The 19637-nt window shown below is 59.2% G+C and carries 15 protein-coding genes and 1 pseudogene; 3 read left to right on the forward strand and 13 right to left on the reverse strand.

The window, feature by feature from the left end; all coding sequences use genetic code 11:
* Nucleotides 1-62: 62 nt before the first annotated feature.
* From QNI11_RS26720 to QNI11_RS26730, 3 genes are read left to right on the forward strand one after another with little or no spacing between them, the layout of a single operon-like run.
* Nucleotides 63-1235 carry a metallohydrolase gene (locus QNI11_RS26720; RefSeq protein WP_283984093.1) on the forward strand — a complete coding sequence of 391 codons (1173 nt, stop codon included), beginning with the start codon at nt 63-65 and terminating at the stop codon, nt 1233-1235.
* A 9-nt stretch (nt 1236-1244) separates the two neighbouring features.
* Nucleotides 1245-3563, forward strand: coding sequence for a ThiF family adenylyltransferase (locus tag QNI11_RS26725; protein ID WP_283984094.1), 2319 nt, complete (start codon nt 1245-1247; stop codon nt 3561-3563).
* A 23-nt stretch (nt 3564-3586) separates the two neighbouring features.
* Nucleotides 3587-4303: a hypothetical protein gene (locus tag QNI11_RS26730; RefSeq protein ID WP_283984095.1), complete on the forward strand. Its 717-nt coding sequence runs from the start codon at nt 3587-3589 to the stop codon at nt 4301-4303.
* Nucleotides 4304-4364: 61 nt separating this feature from the next.
* Here the strand turns inward: QNI11_RS26730 and QNI11_RS26735 are convergent, their stop codons facing one another.
* From QNI11_RS26735 to QNI11_RS26790, 13 genes and pseudogenes are all read right to left on the reverse strand, one after another.
* Entirely contained in the window at nt 4365-6365 is a 2001-nt protein-coding gene (locus QNI11_RS26735) for a type IV secretory system conjugative DNA transfer family protein (RefSeq protein WP_283984100.1), read from the reverse strand.
* Between the two features lie 8 nt (nt 6366-6373).
* Nucleotides 6374-8707 (reverse strand): relaxase/mobilization nuclease domain-containing protein, encoded by a 2334-nt coding sequence (locus tag QNI11_RS26740; RefSeq protein ID WP_283984096.1) that lies wholly within the window; start codon nt 8705-8707, stop codon nt 6374-6376.
* Nucleotides 8694-9275: a helix-turn-helix domain-containing protein gene (locus tag QNI11_RS26745; RefSeq protein ID WP_306418243.1), complete on the reverse strand. Its 582-nt coding sequence runs from the start codon at nt 9273-9275 to the stop codon at nt 8694-8696. The genes QNI11_RS26740 and QNI11_RS26745 overlap by 14 nt, the downstream gene beginning before the upstream one ends.
* A gap of 561 nt (nt 9276-9836) precedes the next feature.
* Nucleotides 9837-10043 (reverse strand): hypothetical protein, encoded by a 207-nt coding sequence (locus QNI11_RS26750; protein ID WP_007120662.1) that lies wholly within the window; start codon nt 10041-10043, stop codon nt 9837-9839.
* Nucleotides 10044-10402: 359 nt separating this feature from the next.
* Nucleotides 10403-11557: an SH3 domain-containing protein gene (locus tag QNI11_RS27800; RefSeq protein WP_373418480.1), complete on the reverse strand. Its 1155-nt coding sequence runs from the start codon at nt 11555-11557 to the stop codon at nt 10403-10405.
* Nucleotides 11558-11711: 154 nt separating this feature from the next.
* Complete coding sequence (locus tag QNI11_RS26755; protein ID WP_283984098.1) at nt 11712-12641, reverse strand: DUF2493 domain-containing protein; 930 nt, start codon at nt 12639-12641, stop codon at nt 11712-11714.
* Nucleotides 12642-13165: 524 nt separating this feature from the next.
* Nucleotides 13166-14080 (reverse strand): NotI family restriction endonuclease, encoded by a 915-nt coding sequence (locus tag QNI11_RS26760; RefSeq protein ID WP_283984030.1) that lies wholly within the window; start codon nt 14078-14080, stop codon nt 13166-13168.
* 4 nt (nt 14081-14084) lie between these two features.
* Nucleotides 14085-15296, reverse strand: coding sequence for a DNA cytosine methyltransferase (locus QNI11_RS26765; protein ID WP_110553818.1), 1212 nt, complete (start codon nt 15294-15296; stop codon nt 14085-14087).
* Nucleotides 15297-15607: 311 nt separating this feature from the next.
* The gene (locus QNI11_RS26770; RefSeq protein ID WP_283984031.1) at nt 15608-16336 is read right to left on the reverse strand and encodes a DUF736 family protein; all 729 of its coding nucleotides are present in this window, start codon (nt 16334-16336) and stop codon (nt 15608-15610) included.
* Between the two features lie 124 nt (nt 16337-16460).
* Nucleotides 16461-16763, reverse strand: coding sequence for a hypothetical protein (locus QNI11_RS26775; protein WP_283984032.1), 303 nt, complete (start codon nt 16761-16763; stop codon nt 16461-16463).
* A 100-nt stretch (nt 16764-16863) separates the two neighbouring features.
* Nucleotides 16864-17325, reverse strand: coding sequence for a hypothetical protein (locus QNI11_RS26780; RefSeq protein ID WP_283984033.1), 462 nt, complete (start codon nt 17323-17325; stop codon nt 16864-16866).
* Between the two features lies 1 nt (nt 17326).
* Nucleotides 17327-17713, reverse strand: coding sequence for a DUF6878 family protein (locus QNI11_RS26785; RefSeq protein WP_283984034.1), 387 nt, complete (start codon nt 17711-17713; stop codon nt 17327-17329).
* Nucleotides 17714-17834: 121 nt separating this feature from the next.
* Nucleotides 17835-19619: pseudogene (locus QNI11_RS26790) on the reverse strand (strawberry notch C-terminal domain-containing protein); the annotation flags it as partial.
* Between the last annotated feature and the right edge of the window lie 18 nt (nt 19620-19637).

The raw sequence follows: 19637 nt of genomic DNA on the forward strand, positions 1-19637 counted from the left end.
AAACTTGTTCGATTCGGTGGGAGGCGCGTCACTCAGGTTTTCCAAGCTAAGGAGCAGTACTGATGAGCGTCGAAACTTCGCATTTCAAAGTCGCCAATGGCGACATGAGCCTGATCAAAACCCAGAGTGGCCGTTATATACTCGTAGACATAAACATTACCGCCTCGGCTGACGACAAAGACGAGGATGTGCCTGATGTTGGGGCACAGCTTCGCAACGCGCTTGACCGTGACTGTGACGGACGTCTGTTTGTCGATGCATTCTTGCTGACCCATCCGGACATGGATCATTGCTCTGGACTGCAAAACCATTTTCATCTCGGCAAAATTGAGGATTGGTCGCCCGAAGACGACAAAATCGTAATTCGCGAGATGTGGTCTTCGCCAATTGTTTTTAGACGTGCCAGCAGTACCAACAAGCTTTGCGCTGACGCAAAGGCTTGGGCGACAGAAGCGCGTCGGCGCGTTGAAATGTTCCGCCAAGATGAAGATATCGATGACGGAAGTCGGATATTGATCCTGAGCGAGGATGCGGACGGTAAAACGGATGATTTGGCTGAAATTCTTATCAAGACGGGCGAGACATTTTCCGAGATTTGCGGTGTAGCCGATGACAGTTTCAAGGCGGTCTTGTTGGCTCCGCTGCCGGTCACGGACGATGAAGACGAAGAGGAGTTGCTCAGCAAGAATAACTCTAGTGTCATCACACAGTTTACGCTCGCGAAAGATGATACCGAAAACGCCGCCCAGTACCTGTTTGGTGGTGACGCCGAAGTGGCTATTTGGGAGAAAATTTGGGCGGAATATTCTGAAACTCCCGAGGTTCTTGCATATGATGTCTTGATCGCGCCCCATCATTGTTCTTGGCGGTCACTGTCGCACGACAGCTGGTCCAACAAAGGCAAAGATGCGGAAGTTTCTGAAGATGCCCGATCAGCTCTTTCGCAAGCAAACGGCGGTGCAATAATCCTGGCGAGCAGTAAGAGTGTTGTCGACGACGACAACGATCCGCCCTGTATCCGCGCAAAGGAAGAATATGAAGCCATTCTGAGCGAAGCGGATATCAATGGAGAGTTCCGGTGTTTAGAGGATGAAAAAGGTGACAAGCCGCTAAAGATGGAAATCACCGAACATGGTCCAAAGGTCGCCTCCCTAAAAATGGCAGCCGCTATCTCTTCATCGTCCGCTCTTGGAGTCGAGGCACATGCTCACGGTTGTGGGTCAGACTTGGCATGAGTCAGCTGCATGGTAACCGTCGATGATCTTCTAGCCGTTCCCGTAGCCATTGCCCGTGCAATTCGCACACTGGACAAGCACCCTCAAGTAATCGGCATAGCTATTGCCTCGCGGGCTGATGACGAAAGTCCGGTGGATGTAACTCTGCAAATCAAATCGGAACTTCCATCTCGGTTTCGAGGCGAAAGCCCGTCGGGAGTACGACGTGTCGAACCCGTCAAACTTTCGTTTCCTGTCTCCTACCCTCTGTTTGCACCACGCCCGAGTTTACGGGACGACTTTGACCGGTCCCATCCTCACTTACAGCCAAATGCAGCCGGTTCAGCACCCGAACCGTGCCTCATTTTCGGATCTCCACGTGAGCTAATTCAGTCTGGGGGAGGTATTCTCGCGCTTCTCCAGCAACTTCTGGACTGGCTCGATCGAGCAGCGATGCTGAAACTGAACGATCCAAAACATGGCTGGGAATTTGTTCGGCGTGACCACTTGAACGACCTAATTGTTGGAGATGCCTCGCAGATCAGGAGTGTAGTTAAACGTAGGTCCGGCGGGACTTGGCACCGTACTTGGGTTTTCGCGCAGATGGATCAGGCCGACCCCTACTATCGAATTTGTCTAAAGGGCGATGAGCAGGTCAAAATTGATGAAAAGACACTGAAATCCCTTGGACAGGTCTCGAAAGATGACGATGAATGGACAGGGTTTAGCCTCGGACTGATTGTGTGGCCTGGCAAGCATCCAAGCGGTAAGCCAATCATCTGTGACCGCTATCTTCCAGAGACAGTAGGCAACGTTGCAGAGTTATACGAACGTGCTGAACTCTACGGCTGCGGCAATATGCTGGCAGAGAGGATGAAGTGGCTGCGTTCGAAGCTCGACGGCTATACCATCAAAAAGGCGTTGCCAGTCACGGTCATTTTGATCGCCCGCCGACCGTTCAATCTCATTGGCCAAGCCTCACCTCTCGAAATCTGCCCATATGTGATCGAATTCCAATCTGTGGACGATCTCAAGCCGACATCGAGTGCGACTGTCCGTTTGGCGGCGCACAGAGACTCGATCTCGATCGATGTTTTACGAAGAACCTCGCATGGTGATCCCAGCTCGCAATGGCTTTCATGGTCGATGCTAGGTTGTGGAAGCTTAGGTTCAAAAATTGCGATGCATCTCGCGCGGTCAGGCCGCGCCCCGATATCGGTCATAGACAACGACACCATGGAACCGCACAACTACGCGCGACATTCCTGCGTGCCGTATTCTGCTGATTTGGATTCGCTGTTTTACTCTTCTAAGGCTGGGGAATTTGCACATGACGTCAGCAAACTTGCACAAGAGACCGATGGGTATCGGATTGATGCAAATACTGTGCTGCGTACCAAAGAGTTTCGCAGAAAGCTAAAGCTCGAAAAATCCAAAGCAGTCTTGAACACAACCGCCTCTGCGGTTTTGCGGGAAACCCTGAGCTCTACAGATTGGACGAGGGGCAAGACACCACGGGTGATGGAAGCATGCCTCATGGGTGATAGCGACATTGGTTTCTTCTCGGTTTCAGGCCAGAGCGCCAACCCGAGTAGCAGCGACCTGATGGCCGAGTTTTATCACCATTTACGGAGCGACGACACTCTCCGATCTAAAGTGATGGGCCAAAGCGCAGACGAGATCGTCATTGGTCAGGGATGCTCGAGCTTTTCTATGATCGCATCAGACGCTCGGCTTTCTATGTTGGCGGCTCCGCTCGCGACGCTGACAAGCGACGTGCTTTCCGGGAGGTATGCAGATGAAAGTGGGCAATTCAACATAGGGCACCTGCAAGCCGATGGCCTTTCCCAGAATTGGGAAAGCCATACCGTTGAACCCTATACCATCGTCAAAGGGCCCAACACGGACGCGCTTGAAACGCGGCTTGCCCGCCGGGTTACGACAGAGATTGACGCTGAAATTGCCCGCAAGCCGGGATCTGAAACTGGCGGTGTTTTGGTCGGGCGCTTCTCGGCCATCGGTAACGTCTTTCAAGTCGTAGACACGATTCCAGCTCCGCCCGATAGCAGATTTTCTGAAACAGAGTTTGTTCTGGGTACCGAAGGTTTGAGTGAACAACTAGCACAACTATCCAAGTCCTCGGGAAACACTCTCTACGCCTTAGGAACGTGGCACAATCACCTTGCGTCCACCGGTCCCTCTGCAACTGATTTCAGTACAGCGGCCAAGCTTGCGATTGGACAGTTTTTTCCCGTTCTGATGATTATCAGAACTCCAACTGGTTACCGTCAGCTAATCGCCGAGGCAGTAGGCTTATCCTCCGAACTCGGAGGAAACGAAGATGCCTAGTTTTCATCGAGAAGGTCAGTCAGATGGATAAGATGTTCGGTATGGACCGCTACGACAGGATTGCCCGTCTCAATCCGGCGCTTCTAACGCTGTTGCCCGCGCTCCTTTTTGTCTTTGTTTGGTTTCCAGCTGTTTGGACTCAATTGGGTGCTATAGCTGCATTTGTCGTCACGTGCGGGGTCCTGTTCGCGTTGACGCGGTTGGCACGTAAGTCTGGTCAAAGCGTTGAGCGCAGATTGGGCAACCGTGTTGGACGTCTGCATACTGCGACTTTGCTTTCCCTGGCCGATGAACGTTTGCCTAAGACCATGAAGACGAGATGTCGCTCGTACATTGAGAAGCACAGCAATATCGTCTTGCCAAGCTTGGTTGACGAGACTGATGACCCGGAGAATGCACAGGATGACCGGTTGCTGGCAGTTCGTTGGTTGCTTGAGCACACGCGCCCGCAAGCAGAAGCAAGTCTTTTGTTGAATGAGAATATTTCGTATGGGTTCGCGCGCAATTTGCTCGGGTTGAAACCATTGGGCATTGCAATCACCACCACGGTGGCTCTTGGAAGTGCATATTTCTTATATGATCTAGAGATCGGGTCGACTGCGTTCGTTCTCGGGGCACTGCTTTGCGGGGCCGCATTTATTGGACTTTTGATGTGGGTTTTTTTGGTGACGAAGAGCTCGGTAGAACACGCGTCTCAGGTCTATGCCGAAAAAATTCTGTCGCTGTGCATAGAAAACTGAGCGAATGCGACACGTCAGACCTAAATATGCGGCTGCAAACTTCCTGAACGCGTCCGCCATCCTATCGAGCAACTAGCTTTTGACCTCCATCCTCTCGCAGCATCGCTTCCATATCGTCCAAGCCATCGACGGCGGAGCGCATCTGCGCCTCATCCGCTTCTTTCACCGAACCGGCTGCAGGCGCTTGCCCCACAAAATCCATTTCCATCTGGCGCTGCTCCTCGGCGATCACAGCTTGAACGACAGGCGCAGTCTTCTTTGGGGCGACATCGGTTTGCTCTGACGATTGGCCATCAGCGGCCTGGCGTCCGGCCACCACATCGGCTTCAGATCCACGTGGCCCGTCCGATGGCGGTGTCATCGGCATGGCGCGCATACTCAGCGGCAGCGTACCCTGTGATCCGCCTCCCCCCGGCTCCGGAAATGGCAACTCGCCTGTCTGCGCCGCGTGGATCGCCTTGAACAGCCGGTCGTCGAAATACTGGATCCGCTTCGCCCGGACCGGCATTTGCGCATCGATCACCATGACGATCTCGTCGAGCGGCAGGCGGCGGGCCTCATCTTCGGGTAGCAGAGAGCTCTCTTCGGTCCTTGTGGATTGGCTGCGCCCTTCGAAGGGGTTCTTGCCGATGGATTGCGACCGCGTGACGACGGTTTTCGTGGTCTTGCCGACCGCCTTGCTCAGCTCCTCAACTGTCTTCTCATCCGAGGGCGTCAGGTAGAGCTTCACGCCCGCGTTGCCCTGCAGGGCGCGCCGGGTGTTTTCGCCGTAAATTTCATCGAGGGCGGGAATGGTTTGCGTGACCACGGCCAAGTGCCCACGATAGGTGCGCAGGGTCTCGATGCTTTCGACCACGATGGGCATCTTGCCGAGGCGGTTGAACTCGTCGAGCATGATCATCACGGGCCAGGGCTCATCCGGCCCGGGGTCCTTTTCCTGCATGGCCGAGAGGAGATCGGAGAAGAAGAGCCGGATCAGCGGCGCCAAGGGTTTCACCATCAGCGGCTGGACCACGAGATAGACCGAAAAGGGCTTCTTGCGGATCGTCCGGAAATCAAAATCCGAGACTGCCGTTGCCTCATCGATGGCCGGGTTCTGCCATTGATCGAGCCCCGAGGTCATCAGGAGCGAGACGTAAGAGGTTAGCGTATCGTTGTTGGTCGAGGCGAGCCGCGTAAAGATCAGCTTGGCGGCCCGGTTGTCGACCTCATGGCCCCGCGCGAAATACTCCTTCTGCTTGTTCCCGCCCGAGGCGGCAATGCGGTAGATTTCGCCCAGGGTCGGGCGCTTGCGCTGGAAGGCCAGCAGGCCCGCCGCGACGAAGAGATCGATCCCGCCCTTGAGGAGGCCCTGCACCCGGTCGTTGTCGCTTTGCAGGAAGAGCGTGGCGAGGAGCTGCAATTCCATCTGCTGGCGCGCGGGGTCCTTTAGCTCATAGATGCGCAGGAGCGGGTTGTAGCGATGCGTGCGCTTGCCCTCCCAATCGGTGGGGGCAAAGCGATAGACCTTGTCGCCTTGGGCCGCGCGGTGCCGGGCCGTTGCCTCGAAACATTCGCCCTTCACATCCAGCGTCACGGCAGAGCCCTGCCAAGTCAGCAGGTTCGGAATGACGAACCCCGTGGTCTTGCCGCGACCCGTGGGGGCCACGATCAGCGCGTGGGGAAAGACCTTGGAGCAAATGTATTTTGCGCTGGATTTTGGAGAACCCAGCTTGCCGAGGATGAACCCCGTCCCGGGCGCCCCGAAAAAACCATTGGACTTCATCTCGCGCGCAGTCTGCCAATGGGTCTGGCCAAAGCGTGTCAGAGCGGACCCCGAGAGGGCGAGGCTCAGCATCATGCCGGCGGCGGCGAAGCTGCCGATGATCAGGTGGATCAGCTGGGCATCCTCGGGGCGGCGATCGAGGATCGCCAGATAGTTCTGCGCGATATAGGCAAAGTCGATCTCGGCCCCGAAGCCGAGATCCTGGTAGGTCAGCACCGCCGAGGCGATGGTATAGCCCATGGCGGCGGTCACCAGCGTCACGAGCAAGACACCCGTGGCGATCCGAGCTTTGCCCATGGCGGCGCTCAATGGACCTGTCCCCGCTCTGTCTCGCCATCCACGTCCGTCGCGCGGTGTTTTTCATACTCAGCATCGGCGAGTTCATCGACCAGCTGGCGCAAGGCCTCCGTATTGGCCGTCGCTGCATCGGATTGCAGGTAGACCTTTGCGACATAGAGCCGGTCGAGGCGGTCCTCGAGAACCTTGTCCAGCGCATCGGCATCGCCGGATGTGAGGCGGCCCAATTGGCGTTCATCCAGTACACTCGCGATCTCGGTTCGGAAAGCGTCCCGCTCCGCCTCGGTCTCGAAGGGTGCGGACAGCTCCCCTGCCCGTTCATGATCAAGGACACGTGCAACCTCCTCTGGAACACGGCCGGCACGGTCAGACTGCGGCGCCGTTTCACCGCGGGTGGCTAGACGTTCGTCACGCGTGCCAACCCCAAGCCCCTCGCGCAACTCGTTGTCGCGGCTGATCTGGTTGATGGCCTCCGTGTCCCGTATCTCCACGACGGCGGCATAGGTCGCGCCGAGCCCACGGGCGAGATGGGACGGCATGTCCGGATAGCGCTCCGAGACGTCATCCGCGACCGCATCCGCAACGGGCGTGCGGAGGTCGCGTCCCTCCATGATCCGGTCGACTTCGCGGGTGATCTCGCTGGCGCGGGCCGCATCGGTGATGGTCTCCCTGTATGGCTCGGACCGGTCGATCACATCGCCTGGCCGTGCGAGCAGCTCCGGGTGTGCCTCAAGATACGCGCGCTGCTCGGTCTCGATCCGGCGCTCCGCCCGCGAGACAACCTCCCAGTCCCGGTCCTCCACCTGCTGCGCTGTCAGGCCCTCTGCGCGCATCTCCTGACGGATTGTCCCTTCCATCGCCTGCACCGCGTCCTCGTGATAGTGGAACCGTTCGCTGACCGCTTCCTCCTCCACGACGCCGTCCCGGCGCAGCACATTCTCCCGTTCCAAGAGCGTGCCGAGCGTGACGTGCACATCGTTGAGAATGTCGCGCGCCTGCTCCAGATCAGCGCGGCGTTCGAGGTTCAGATCGCGCGCCTCGGCCACCTTGGAGAGATCATCAGCGATCCATTGATGTTCGAGCGCGGCACTCGTGGCCCTGGTTTCGATCCGGGCCATCACTTCCGCTGTGCTGATCCCGGTTCCGCGCAGCGCGGTGTCTATGCGCGACCGCAAGTCCGGCTCAGCCAGACGGTCCAGCCGGCTGGCGTCGATATTGGCCTCAGAATAGACCCCGCCTTCCGAAGGAGCCACGGAGAGCGTGGATGATCGCAAACCGAGAGGCTGCATGTGCTGGACCTGCGTCTGGATCTCGATGAGGCGTTTTTCCAACACGGGACGTTCCGCGTCAGACTTCTCGGCGATCATGCCCTGCACCCGCGCCAGCTTCTCCGCATAGAGGCTTCTCAGGTCCTCGAAACTTTGATCCTCGGCCATATACACATCTCCTGTTCGGTCCACCTGCCCGCCACGCGCCAGCACCTCGCCCGCGCGGAAGAGTGCCGCGGCAATATCCTCGCGGGCCTCTCTGGAGGCTTCCGCAGCAAGCGAATGGTAGACAGTTCTGGTGTTGGCGATCTCCGCGAGCGTCCGTGTCAGGTCGGCCCCCACGCGTTCCCGCTCGCGGGGTGCGCGACCCTCTTCCTTCGCGGCATAAACTTCGCGGGTGCGGGCCGGGTAGTGCACGACCCCACGATCCACCCGGCGCGTGGCTTCCAGCCGCACGCCGTACTTCTCCGCCTCCTCGACCATGGCGAGGCGGAAATCGTCATAGTTGAAGCGATGGTTGCGCCCCAGGAAGAAGAACTCGCCTTCCTGCGAGCGGCGGTTCAGCACCAGATGCGCATGCGGGTGATCGCGGTCTTCATGCACCGCGATGATGTAATCGAAATGCCCCGCGTCACTCTGGAAGAACCGCTCGGCCACATCCGTCGCGATATCGCGCACATCCTCGCCCCGCGTACCGATAGGGAAGGACATGAGCATATGGGTGGTCTGGCCCAGCTTGGGTTTGAAGCCTGCATCCCACCGCTTGGCAAAGCGCTCGGTGAGGTCCTTGATGTCACGCGCCTCGAGCCTCGCCTTGCCATCGAGGAACCCGCTACTGTCCACGATATGGGTGGACTTGGTTGTGAGGTACTCGAGCTGGTTTGCGAGCTGCGATTTGGAATGCGTGCCCCCGCCCCGGATCGCCTTGAAGACCGCCGGACGGTGCCCCGCAGCCGCGCGCACAAGCTGGCTCTGCTTGGCCACGTGCAGCCCCTGCATCGAGCCCCGGACGCGGCTCCAGCCATCCCGGAAGACCTCGCCCGTGACGGCATGGACGGCATCATTCAGCCGCATGGGCAAACTCCCTCAAGGCGGCCGTGGCCTCAAGCTGCATCGCGTCGCGCCGACGCCGCAGCAGCAGGTCGATCTCGTCAGCGGAATCCAGAATGAACCGCGCCAGCCCGCGCATCTGCGCAAGGCGCAATTCGGTAAACTCCGGGCCAGCCCCCTGCCCCTGCCGGTTGGCCTGCGTCATCTGCTTGGCGATCTGCGCGACCCCATTGCCGACCTCATGCAGAGAGGCCCTGTAGCGTGCCATCTCTGCTGCCATCTGCGCGTCCGGAACGAACACCCCGCCTGCCGCCTGAATGAGCCGCCGCAGCCCCTCGGCCCTGCTCTCGATTCCGGACTTCGCCAACACCGTGTCGAGCGCCTCAAGCTCCGCAGCTGTAACCTTCACACTGACGGCTGAGACCGGGATCGCGGCATCCATCTGACGCTCCGCATCGGCTTTGAGCGTGTACTGGATCGCCCGCACCGACACGCCAAACCGTTCCGCCAGAACTGAAGTGGAAACGCCTTCCGCAGCCTCGCGAACGATCTCCATGCGGTCCGCATCTGTGAGCCGTTTTGAACGAGACATGCGAAGAAAGACCCCCTATTTCCTGCCACCTTCCACCAAGGCTGCCCCTACCTTACGATAATATACTTAGCTGTCAATTATATACTTCCGGTGCGTTCAGGCTCAGGCAGCCTTGGTGTCCGCTTCCCCCGCGGCCCGCAGGGACGCGGACCTGCCCCCTCACCACCGGGCGACCCACCTGTCCATTGGGTCCCCGTCCCCAACACCGCCCGAGGATCTGACCGAACACGCACGTGTTCGGACGGAACCGCGGGCGGGCGCAAACCCCACCGACAGGGCGGACAGGCAGGGTCAAGGAGGGCCAGATTTGGGCCACCAAATCTCTGCCGCGAAAACCGGGAGGCCCTGGCCGATAGGTTTTTGTGGATGGCCCCCTTGAGGCTGACTGGCCGGTCTGTCGCGGCCTGATCATTCCGGGCGGCGATCGTCCTTTGAGCGCGAGGATACCGACACCAAGAGGAAGTCGCTGTGGGCGTTCACACGCGCCGGTGACGGCATCCCTGGAACAGGAATCGGGCCACCCCAAGATCGTCGTGGGGCGGCCCATCCTCTTGAGAGGATTCAGTCCTGGGGATCCTTCGCGCTCGGCGGGAACATCACCAGCTCCGAGACCGCGACCGGGAAGTCGAGCTTGAGGCTGAAGAACTCCGAGCCATCCCCATTGCGGGTGTTGCGGAACATCGCACCCACGCGTTGGAAGCGGGTGCGCTCCTGGCCATCGGTGTCGGTGAACTTGACGGGGACGGTGGCGACGTAGTGGTTGGTCATTTGGGTCTCTCCTTGTTGCGATGGGGATCTGCCAGCACGGGGGCACGAGGCCTGGTCGCAAGTGCAAATGCGGAGGGTCCGCGGCTCCGCCGTGGAAGCCGTATTTGTGCTTGCCGGAGCGCAAGCGCAGGGCACGATTGGGCCGACCCCGTGCGATCCACATCTATGAGCAAAAAGGAGTGATCCGGATGTGTGCCACCACTTTGAAGCCGCCATCGAACCCGTCGATAGTGATCGAAGATGGCTAGGTTCGTTCTGATCCAATGCATCTGGATAACGATCCGTCACGCTCACCATGTGGCAGGTCAGCGTTCCGCCGCGCGCGAAGATCCGTCGTATGTGTCGAGTGGGGATTCTTGCTATCGGCACCAGGGTTGAGGGCGTGGGGGACAGCTGGTGCGACCGCATCGGTACGGCACGGCCAGACCTTCAGCAATGAGCGTGCTGCCGACGTCCCGACCGTCAACGAACAACGAGCCGCAGAACCGCCCGAAGTTGCACTGATCCGTACCCTCTGTCCCAGGTCGGCAGGAACAGGCCACGCGCTCAAATTCAATTGACGTCGCACCCCGCACCAATTGACCTAGACGCGCGGTCGCGCGCTCCCCGACCTCACGCTCTGCAGTACAGGCGGGTCTCCATGTCTCAGGCGCGTTAAATCCAACGAGACGCACGTTCGCTCTCAGGCCTCGAACATCGATCGTATCACCATCAATGATCCGCACATCGCTGGCGCGAAGCGACCGGTCCTGTGAGGCGGGTCGCTCTGTTGGCGGCGCGACCGGTGACAGGAAACTGGTAGCCATCCAGCCCGTACCCAAGTTGGATCGAATTTGTGTCCACTGCCCTTCTTCACGAAGCTTTTCGACGCGGGCTCCCTCGCTCAAGACACCCATCACGGCATTCGAAGTAGACGGTCCAGCACGTTGATTGACACGTGTCCCTGTCACATAGACGTAAGCGGCGTCGGCAGTTTGCGATGAGGGAACGGCTGACGGACTGTAGGGTGTGGATCGCGTGTTCGATGATTCAAACAATGATCCAACCAATGCGAAGAATCCGACAGCGATCACCAATGGCACCATGATTTGGCGTTGAGCCTTGCGCACGGCACGCCGAGGTGCAGTGATCGCGCGCGCTACGGAGACCGGACGAGGTCTCGCCTGACCGGTTCTGGTACTGCGTTTTGGTGCTGGCTGAGAAATTCTGTCATCGGCAGATGACCGTGTCTGGGAGGGTTTTTCCCGTTCCAGTTTCAGGACTTTGTGCAGGCTGGCATACTGCGCTTTGCTCAGGCGCGTCTCCGTCCCATACCGCTGAAACCGTTCAGCCATGTTCGTGAGAAAAGACACCTCCCAATCGTTTGCCTGCCCGGACCGCAAACGCGCATCAATGCGCGATTGAATCTCTTTGGTGCGTTCCGGAGAAAAAGGCATCGAAGAAAGACCTGGGCGGGTGTTGAGATGTGCAACAAATGTCTTCTGCCGCACGGCCACATTAAGCTGTAATTGCATAGAGATACCATCCAGCCATTCCCGAAACCAGATTGGCCGGATTGCGATCACCAAGACTGTCGATGCCCGTTGCTGGAGCTCACTGCGACACCGCCGAGGTTCGTACACGTCTGGGGAAACGACGAAAGGGCCGCCCGAAGGCGACCCTCTATGTTCACGTCTCCGCGGTCTTCTTTGCCGGGCCCGCAACCCGCATGACCGTCAGGCCTTTCGCTTCCGCCTTTTGCCCGAGGTTCAGCGCCACCCCGTTGCCGCCGAAGAGAACAACCCCAGTCGCGGCGAACTTGTCGTCCAACATCTCGTCGTTGCACTTGAACGGTGCCGCCCGCCCATGCGCGGACCAGCGCGGATCGAAGCGCGCCTGCGCGACACCCCGTGCGCGCGCCCACCGAGCCGCAATCATCTCCGCCCCGTGCTTGCCACCCTTGTGGCAGAGGAAGATCTCCTGGTTGCGGTTCTGCTTGATTCGTTCGCGAACCTTGTCGAGCGTGTTGAAGATCACATCGACATCGGTCCAGTCGGTGGCGCCCGAGACGATCAGGGGCACCCCCTCGACTTTCGACTTCTCGGCGGTTTCCCGATCATGCTGCTCCAGGAGCTGCCGCGCCTCGAAGACCGCCCCGGTCTCTTGCGCCCGGACGCTTGCGCGCGACCCGGCTGCCGGGATGAAGGCGTGACCGGTCTCGATCTCGTAGCATTCCGCCGCCGCCTCGCTCATCACCTCGATAGCGCTGACGATCTCGCGCAGCTGCAAAAAGCGCGCCTGCGCTTCTTCGAGCGCGGTCTCGGCGATCTCCGATCCGTCGTGGGATTTTGCCAGCGCGCCGATCTTGTCGGCGGTGCGGTCGACCTCCTTGCTGAGTGCCACCTTGCGGCGCTGCAGGATCGTGGCGAGCCCATGGGCCAGCGGTTCGATTTCTGCTTCGAGCCCGGTCCCGCGCAGCGGACCAAGCAGAGCCTCGAAGCTCTCGCGGATGATGCGGTCGGTCAGGATGTGATCTTCCGGGATCGGCAGCTGCGCGTCCTTCTCGGTCAGCCCGAAAAGCTCAATGGTCTCGTAGGTGTTTGCGGTGTCGTAAGCCATGTTTGGTCTCCAGTATTCGGTTCGACCACCACGTGAGTGTGGTGGCATGGCCGAATGCCTGGTTTCCGAATCTGCCCGGGTCAGGGACGGCGCAGCCGCCGGCTTGCCGGGCGCAAAAGTTTTCCGCGCGCAGCACCCGACACACGCGCGCGCTCACGCATGGGACTGCCCCGCGCCACAGGCCCCGTCCTCGCCGAAAAGTTTTGCGATCCTTGAGGCGGGCTGATTTGGGGGCCATCCGGAGGATATGCTTCCACGCTCATGTGTGTGTGTTTTGACGGTAGGTTTGCCCGACCCGAGCAGGCAAACGGCGCGACCGGACGCGTGAGACGGATGAAGCGGCGGGATCGTTTTGCCCCGCAAAACAGACCGAAGCGCAATCCGGCGGAGCGGCCAGGGAGGGACGTGCTCGCGAGGCGGGCAAACCGGGATGCCGGGTCCGACGCCGCGGTGAGGCCGCATGGCCGAATGCGCGACGGACCGAAGGGCCGTTCATGATCCCCAAACGACTAAGCGGAAATCTGCTATTCGGATTCGATACCTAACGCACGCCGGATTGCATCCCGATAAACGTTCTCAATTGGCAAGGTCACGTTGTTGAATGCTTCCTGTACCTTATAGACAGTGGTCGAGTGGTTGAGCGTGTTCTTCAAAGGAATCAACGTCTCATTAGGAGGCTCAGACGACAAATCGTAGTCATAGACAGCAAAGGTGATTGACGCGGGTTGCAAGGCATATCGAACCAACCCCTCCTGTCCGCCCAAGCGCTCCATGATACGCTTGAAAACAGGCTCTGGACAAACAAAGAACAATCCGCTTTTGCACAACTCTTCACGCTGTAAAATCTGGCCCTTGTATATAAGTTGTGGAAGGATGCGCTTGGCAACATTTTCCCAATTTAACCCGGCGGTTGTTTTTTCAACCAACCCGTCTTGCTTCAGTGCATCGTAGCCTGGGCGATAGGTACCCGTCGTATCAATCGTTTGCACCTCAACGGCCACGAACTCAACCAAATCTCCCTCTTCGCTGATTTTCGCAAGAACCCAGTCGACGAAGTAACCGCCCTTTTTCGATTTTTGTGGCAGGCGAAGTTCGCCCCCCCATCCTTTACCAAAAACGGCGACGCAAGGTTCTCGATTATCGATTGAGTAATTTACGGCATCCCGCCCCGCGACCAATTTCAAATTTGGTCCAAAGACTCGATCGGCTATGTCCGATAGTATTCGGTAGTCATCCGCGTAAAGCCGGATCGGGCAACAGATAACGGGTTCGCTGGTAATGGGCTTAATGGCGCAAACGCCCGACACAACTCCGTCATTGAAACTCTTCTGACAGGTTTCTCCACTGATCGGGCAAACTTCAGTATCAGCGGCATGCTTCGCTAAGTCGGACCTATCATCCGCGCGATACCCAAAGAACTCAAATATTGTCGCCGCCATGCTTCTAAGAGACCTTCTTGGCGTGCTTGCGCAGGTCCTCCAAGACGCCTCGAATCGATCGCCCTATTGCTGCGGCCAATAGCGATGGGACGGCATTCCCGACCTGTTCATACTGTTCCACTCGAGAACCGACGAAACGGTAGCTATCTGGAAAAGTCTGAATTCGAGCCGCTTCTCTGACGGTAAAGCATCGATCCTGTTCGTAGTGAAAGTACGCTCCCCAATGTGGATCGCACTTCGTCAGAATTGTAGATGCAAGGCCATCTGGTGCAACTCGACCGTAACGCTTGGTGTGATCAGAACGACGCGCGCGCCGCATGCCTCTTGGCAATAAATCTTCCGGGATGTCCGTCCAATTACCGCCCGGAGGAATGAAAGACATTCGCTTGATATTTATCTCGCCCAGCCGGGGCGCCTCATGATTAAGCACACAGTCGCTGCCATTGCGCATCGCCACCTGAAAATCGTTTTGAGGCCCGCTCCGATAGTTCTTGCGCTCTTTGCCGGTTTCTCCATTTGCCAGCGCAGGCAGGTCATCAATCGCATCACGAACGCTAACAAAAGAAGGGAGCTCCAAGTTCGTAGGAAGAGCGACGATGTTTTTACCCTCGAAATTAGAGGTGAAGTTTACCCGGAGAGGTGCGTTACGAACAGGTTCTGGGAAGGCTCGCAAGGGATCGGCTTGATCACCTCGAATCCCGATGATGACCGTCCGCCAACGCGTTTGCGGCACACCAAAATGAGGCGCATAGAGGATCTTCACATCGGCGCTGTATCCATGGTGACCCAACGCCAAGAGGATCGCCTGCAAGGTGCCTCCTCCCTCGAAGGAAACAAGCCCAGGGACATTCTCAATCAAAACCGCCTTCGGCTCAAACTCATCGACAAAACGCAAAAACTCTAGAAAGAGGCTGTTCCGATCATCGTCCGCTGAACGCTTCGGCGCATTGATTGAGAAACCCTGACAAGGCGGACCACCTGCTACAAGATCCAATTCACCCTTCTTGAGGCCCAAGCGACGACGAACATCGGAAGCGTCAACTAGTCGGATGTCTCGCGACTCAACGATGGCTTCCGGATGGTTCAAGGCATACGTTTCAGCGTGGCGCGCAACGATTTCATTGGCATACAATGACTTAAAGCCAGAAACCCGAAGTCCCTCAGACAGCCCACCGGCGCCCGAAAACAAATCGATTGATGTGTACTGCTCGCCCAAAAGACCGCTCCTCGTTTTTTTCGAAGCTCTAACACTTCCTTGGATATCATGAAAGAATCTAGAATGTCTTCACTGTTTGTTCTGTTTCTGATGGCATCGGCTTCGCTCAAACTGACGACATCAGCGAAGTCTACGAGACTGCCGGAAATCGGCGGCAGGCAATCATCTGGAACCTCATTTCTAGCACCCATAGCTTCGTGAAGCACTGCTTGGTTCGTCGGTGCAGCCTCTGAGCACAACCAAACAAATGAAGGGGAACCGCGTTACCACGGTTCCCCTGCCAATTCAGCTTGTTCCGTCTCAGACGCTGATCACGCGACCAGTGACAACCCCGCGCCCGCGTCCTGCGTCTGCTCACCGCTGTCGATGAACGGGATGATCGAGAAGGTCTGACCGCCGCGCTGTTCTTCGTTCTGCACGGCGTTGACCCGTAAATCGCCGTCGGGCGTGTTGATCAGCAGCGACAGGTAGTTATTGCCCGTGCGGCTGCTTTTGGCCATCCACGCCGAGCCAACGCGGATCGGCGTACCACGCGGCGAGCTGACCTCGATCCGATAGTCGGGGTGTGTCTCCTCGGTCTTGTAGCCGTTCTCGATCAGCATGAACTCCAGATCGAACATCATGTTGGCGATATAGCCGGTGAAGGCGTTGTCAGCGTCCATGGCGGTGAGCTCGCCTGAGATCGAGCCGGATTTCATCAGGCCGTTCGAGACCAGCGGGATGATCTCGAACGCGCCGCTTTGGGCCGCGCGCGCCTCTTTCGTCTGCACCGCGTTGACACGGAACAGGCCCAAGCCGACATCGATCTGCATCGAGATGTAGGGATTGCCGCTGGTCGTGCCGGTCTCGTTCCAGGCCGTACCGATGCGCACCTTGCGGCCAGACTTGTTGACCGCCGTCACGTCGTAATCCGGACTGCGCGCGGACATCTTGGCCCGTGCCTCGAGCTGGATGGCAATGTCGAAGCGCGTTGAATGAATCATGCCGGTGTATTCGGCGGTTGCGGTCTCGACATTGGGGGTGAGGGTTCCTGCGAACATGGGATGGTTCCTTTTGGATTGGCCGGTGCCTGACGTTCTTGCCAACGCATCCGGGGTTGCTTTCTCGACCCCTCCTGGGATCACAAATCAGAAAGCCTGCTTTCCTTTCAGCCCCGCCCACGGGTCAGATCTGCCGTCCGAGTGGGAATGCCACCGCGCCTCCGGGTGCTACGCCCCTGCCCTGCCCGTCTGGTGTTGATTGGCTGCCCGGAATTTCTGCGGCGTCCTTCGATCGCGCGACGAAGAACTCCGCCTCTTTGCCGTTCAACCGGTGCCCGCTTCGGTCGGTCAGGCCGATGCAGCTGCCGTTCGGCAGAAAGCTGATCAGGTACTGACCGAGCCGGTCCTTGTGGACAACGTAGCCGGTATTGGCCCAATGCACGGTCTGCCCGGCATCGACCGCGGCTTTGATTTCATCGAGTGTCATGTGACCCTCCTCAAGTAGAATGGTGGGTAAACGACGCAAGAAGCCCGATCTTCCAACCGGGCTTCCGTGCGGCATTCAATTGGCAAAAAGCCGGGTCCTGTCAGGCACTCTGCGCCACTTGCATCGCGCGCGCCGCCATCCAATCCTTCAGGCCAAGAACCGTTCTTCCGGCGGCGACCTCGGAGGCCCAGGCAACCCTTGGGTCGCCGCAGGGCTCCCCGCTGACATGCTGCTCGATATGGCCATTGGCCATCCATGGCTCGGGCTGGATCCGTCGCAGCCAGTCAGCCATACTCGGGATGCGGCCTTGGCAGTCTTCGCGGACATGCTGCTCGCCGATCCAGCGCACGGGGATTTCTCGACCAGCGCTATTGGTCAGGGTCAGGCCAAAAACCCGTTCGGCCTCGAACAGGCCTTGGGCATGATGACGCAAGGCCCGGTGCGTGAAGAGCGCGAGGTGCTCTTTCGAGGCGTCAAACCAATCGTGCACAGCCTGATAGTCAGACGGCACCCCGCCGAATTTCCGGGCCGAGCTTTCGGCATGATGAAGCGGATGGGCCATCTCAGAGCCCCTCGACATAGCTGTGCGAGCATTCAACGTAGCGGTCCGCATGATCGAGCGTGATGCTGTCGGCTGCGGTGTCCCAGGTCAGCGTGCCATAGCCGCCTTCGTTGTTCTCGAACCCAGGATGATGGTGATAGGCGAGCGACCAGGCGAAATCGCCCACTGCGGTGACAAGCGGTTCCGTCAGTTTGACCTCCGCAGGCTGCACCGTCACATCCTCGACATTGCCGGAGTCGCCATAGCCTTCGTATTCGGCAGTGACCTCGCTGATGCCAAGCGCACGTAGTTGCGCGATCAGTTCCGCTCGGGTTGCTTTCAGGGTGGTTTCGCGCTCTGCACGCCACTGAGCCGCCAGTGCGGCATAATCGATCTGGGGATTGGTCATGGGCCTGTCCTCTTGTCTGGAGTTGGGGGGCCAGGCGTCGCATTGGTCAGCGCGCGCCCGGAAAGCGCAGACCGGCCAAACCCCGATCCGCGACGCCCGACCCAAAGCCCGCTTTGACTTTTCAGGCGGCTTGGTCTGCCGCCTTGCTGGTTCCCTGCCCCACGATCCGTGCCAGAATGCCCAATGTATCGACCCCTTCCTCATGCGGCAGGAACACCCGCAGCTGGAAGGCGATGATCTCGGTGAAGCAGCCGAGGGCTTTGAGGCCATCAATCATGCCCCGATCCGCACCGCCCAACTCGAGGCGCATCTCGCCTGCGACCCGGCGGCGGGTCAGGGTCAGGCCGCGGCCCAGATCGACAGGCGCGGTGGTTCCGAGGGCTGCGGTCAGCATCTCCTGCGGCGTTTGCGGGTCGGAGACGAGGAAGCGGGCGCGCAGCGCGGCCGCCCCGTCCTCGCTCAGCGTCCGCCCGATCATGGCCGTCGCCCCGTCGGGCGTGACCCGGTAGATGCGCTCATTGGTGGTCGGAATGTCCTTCCAGATCGGCAGCAGGAGACCGGTCAGCAGATAGAGCTTAGTTGTGGTGGTCTTCGGCAGCGCAGCCGCCTCTTCATCCCAGAGCCGAATGAACTCAGACTTGCCGATCTCTTCCCAGGCCGAGGACTCGAAGCGCATCTCCTCAAGGTAGCTCGACCCGTTGGGCCGTACCGCCTTGCGCATCAGCGTCACGATATCCTCGTCATACATCTGCATGGGGCGGGCCGAAATGAGCGCCGCGCGTCCCGAAGCGCGATTGACCATCGGCAGCTTGTCGGGATTGCGCGACATGGCCTCTTCGGCGCCGAGGACATTGACCGGGTCCGTCACCTCGAGCCCGATGATCCGCGTGACCGCGCCGGATTTCGGGCAGGTCCAGAGATCCTCGGTGGAAACCTGCTCGATCCTTTCGCCGCGCAGTGTTTCCACGCCGAGATCCAGCGTCCCCGCCGCGCGCGCCCGTTCCGTCTGATCGGCGATCCGGCGCATAAACTCTGCAAAGAGCGCGTTCTGCATGTGGATGGGCAGCGCCAGCACCCGGTTGAGAAACCGCTGGATTGGGGGAAGCTCCTCGAGAAGCACACCGTCCTTGTCGATCAGCCGCAGGGAGGTCCAGTCGGTAAAGCTCTCGTAGCTCATCGCCTCGGCCCGCCCGGCGGCAAGATCGGCGAAATACCCACGCAGTGCGGCTCGCGCGATCGGGCTTTCGAGATTGTCCTCCTCGCGGAACATGCCTTGCGAGCCGGTCTCGCGCTGACCCTTGGTCAGGGCCCCCAGCTGGTCGAGGCGTTTGGCAATCGTCGAGGTGAAGCGCTTCTCGCCATGCACATCGGAGGTGCAGACCCGAAAGAAGGGCGCGCTGACCTGGGCCGAGCGATGCGTGCGGCCGAGCCCCTGGATAGCCGCATCGGCGCGCCAGCCGGGCTCCAGCAGGTAGTGCCGCCGCCGCTTCTGGTTCTTCGCCGTCTGCGCCGCGTGATAGGACCGGCCCGTCCCGCCTGCATCGGAGAAGATCAGGATATTCTTCTCACCATCCATGAAGGCTTGGGTCTCGGAGGAATTACTGCTGAGGCTGCGCTTCTCGATGAAGAGATGGCCGTCCGCGGCCTTGAGGGGCCGGATGGACCGACCCGTGACTTCAGCGACGGCCTCGTCGCCAAAGGCCCAGAGGATCTGATCGAGCGCCGAGGGGATCGGAGCGAGCGTCATCAACTCCATCATGGCCGCATCGCGCAGGGCGAGCGCCTCCCGCGAGACCACCAGCGCACCGGTCTCGTCCCTGAGCGGCTCGGCCACCATGTTGCCGTCGATCTCCACGAGCTTTTGCGCATGGATCGGGAAGGCCTGTTCGAGGTAGCCGAGAACATAATATGCCGCGTCACCGTT

The organism is Sagittula sp. MA-2 (assembly GCF_030126985.1).
Classification (GTDB): domain Bacteria; phylum Pseudomonadota; class Alphaproteobacteria; order Rhodobacterales; family Rhodobacteraceae; genus Sagittula.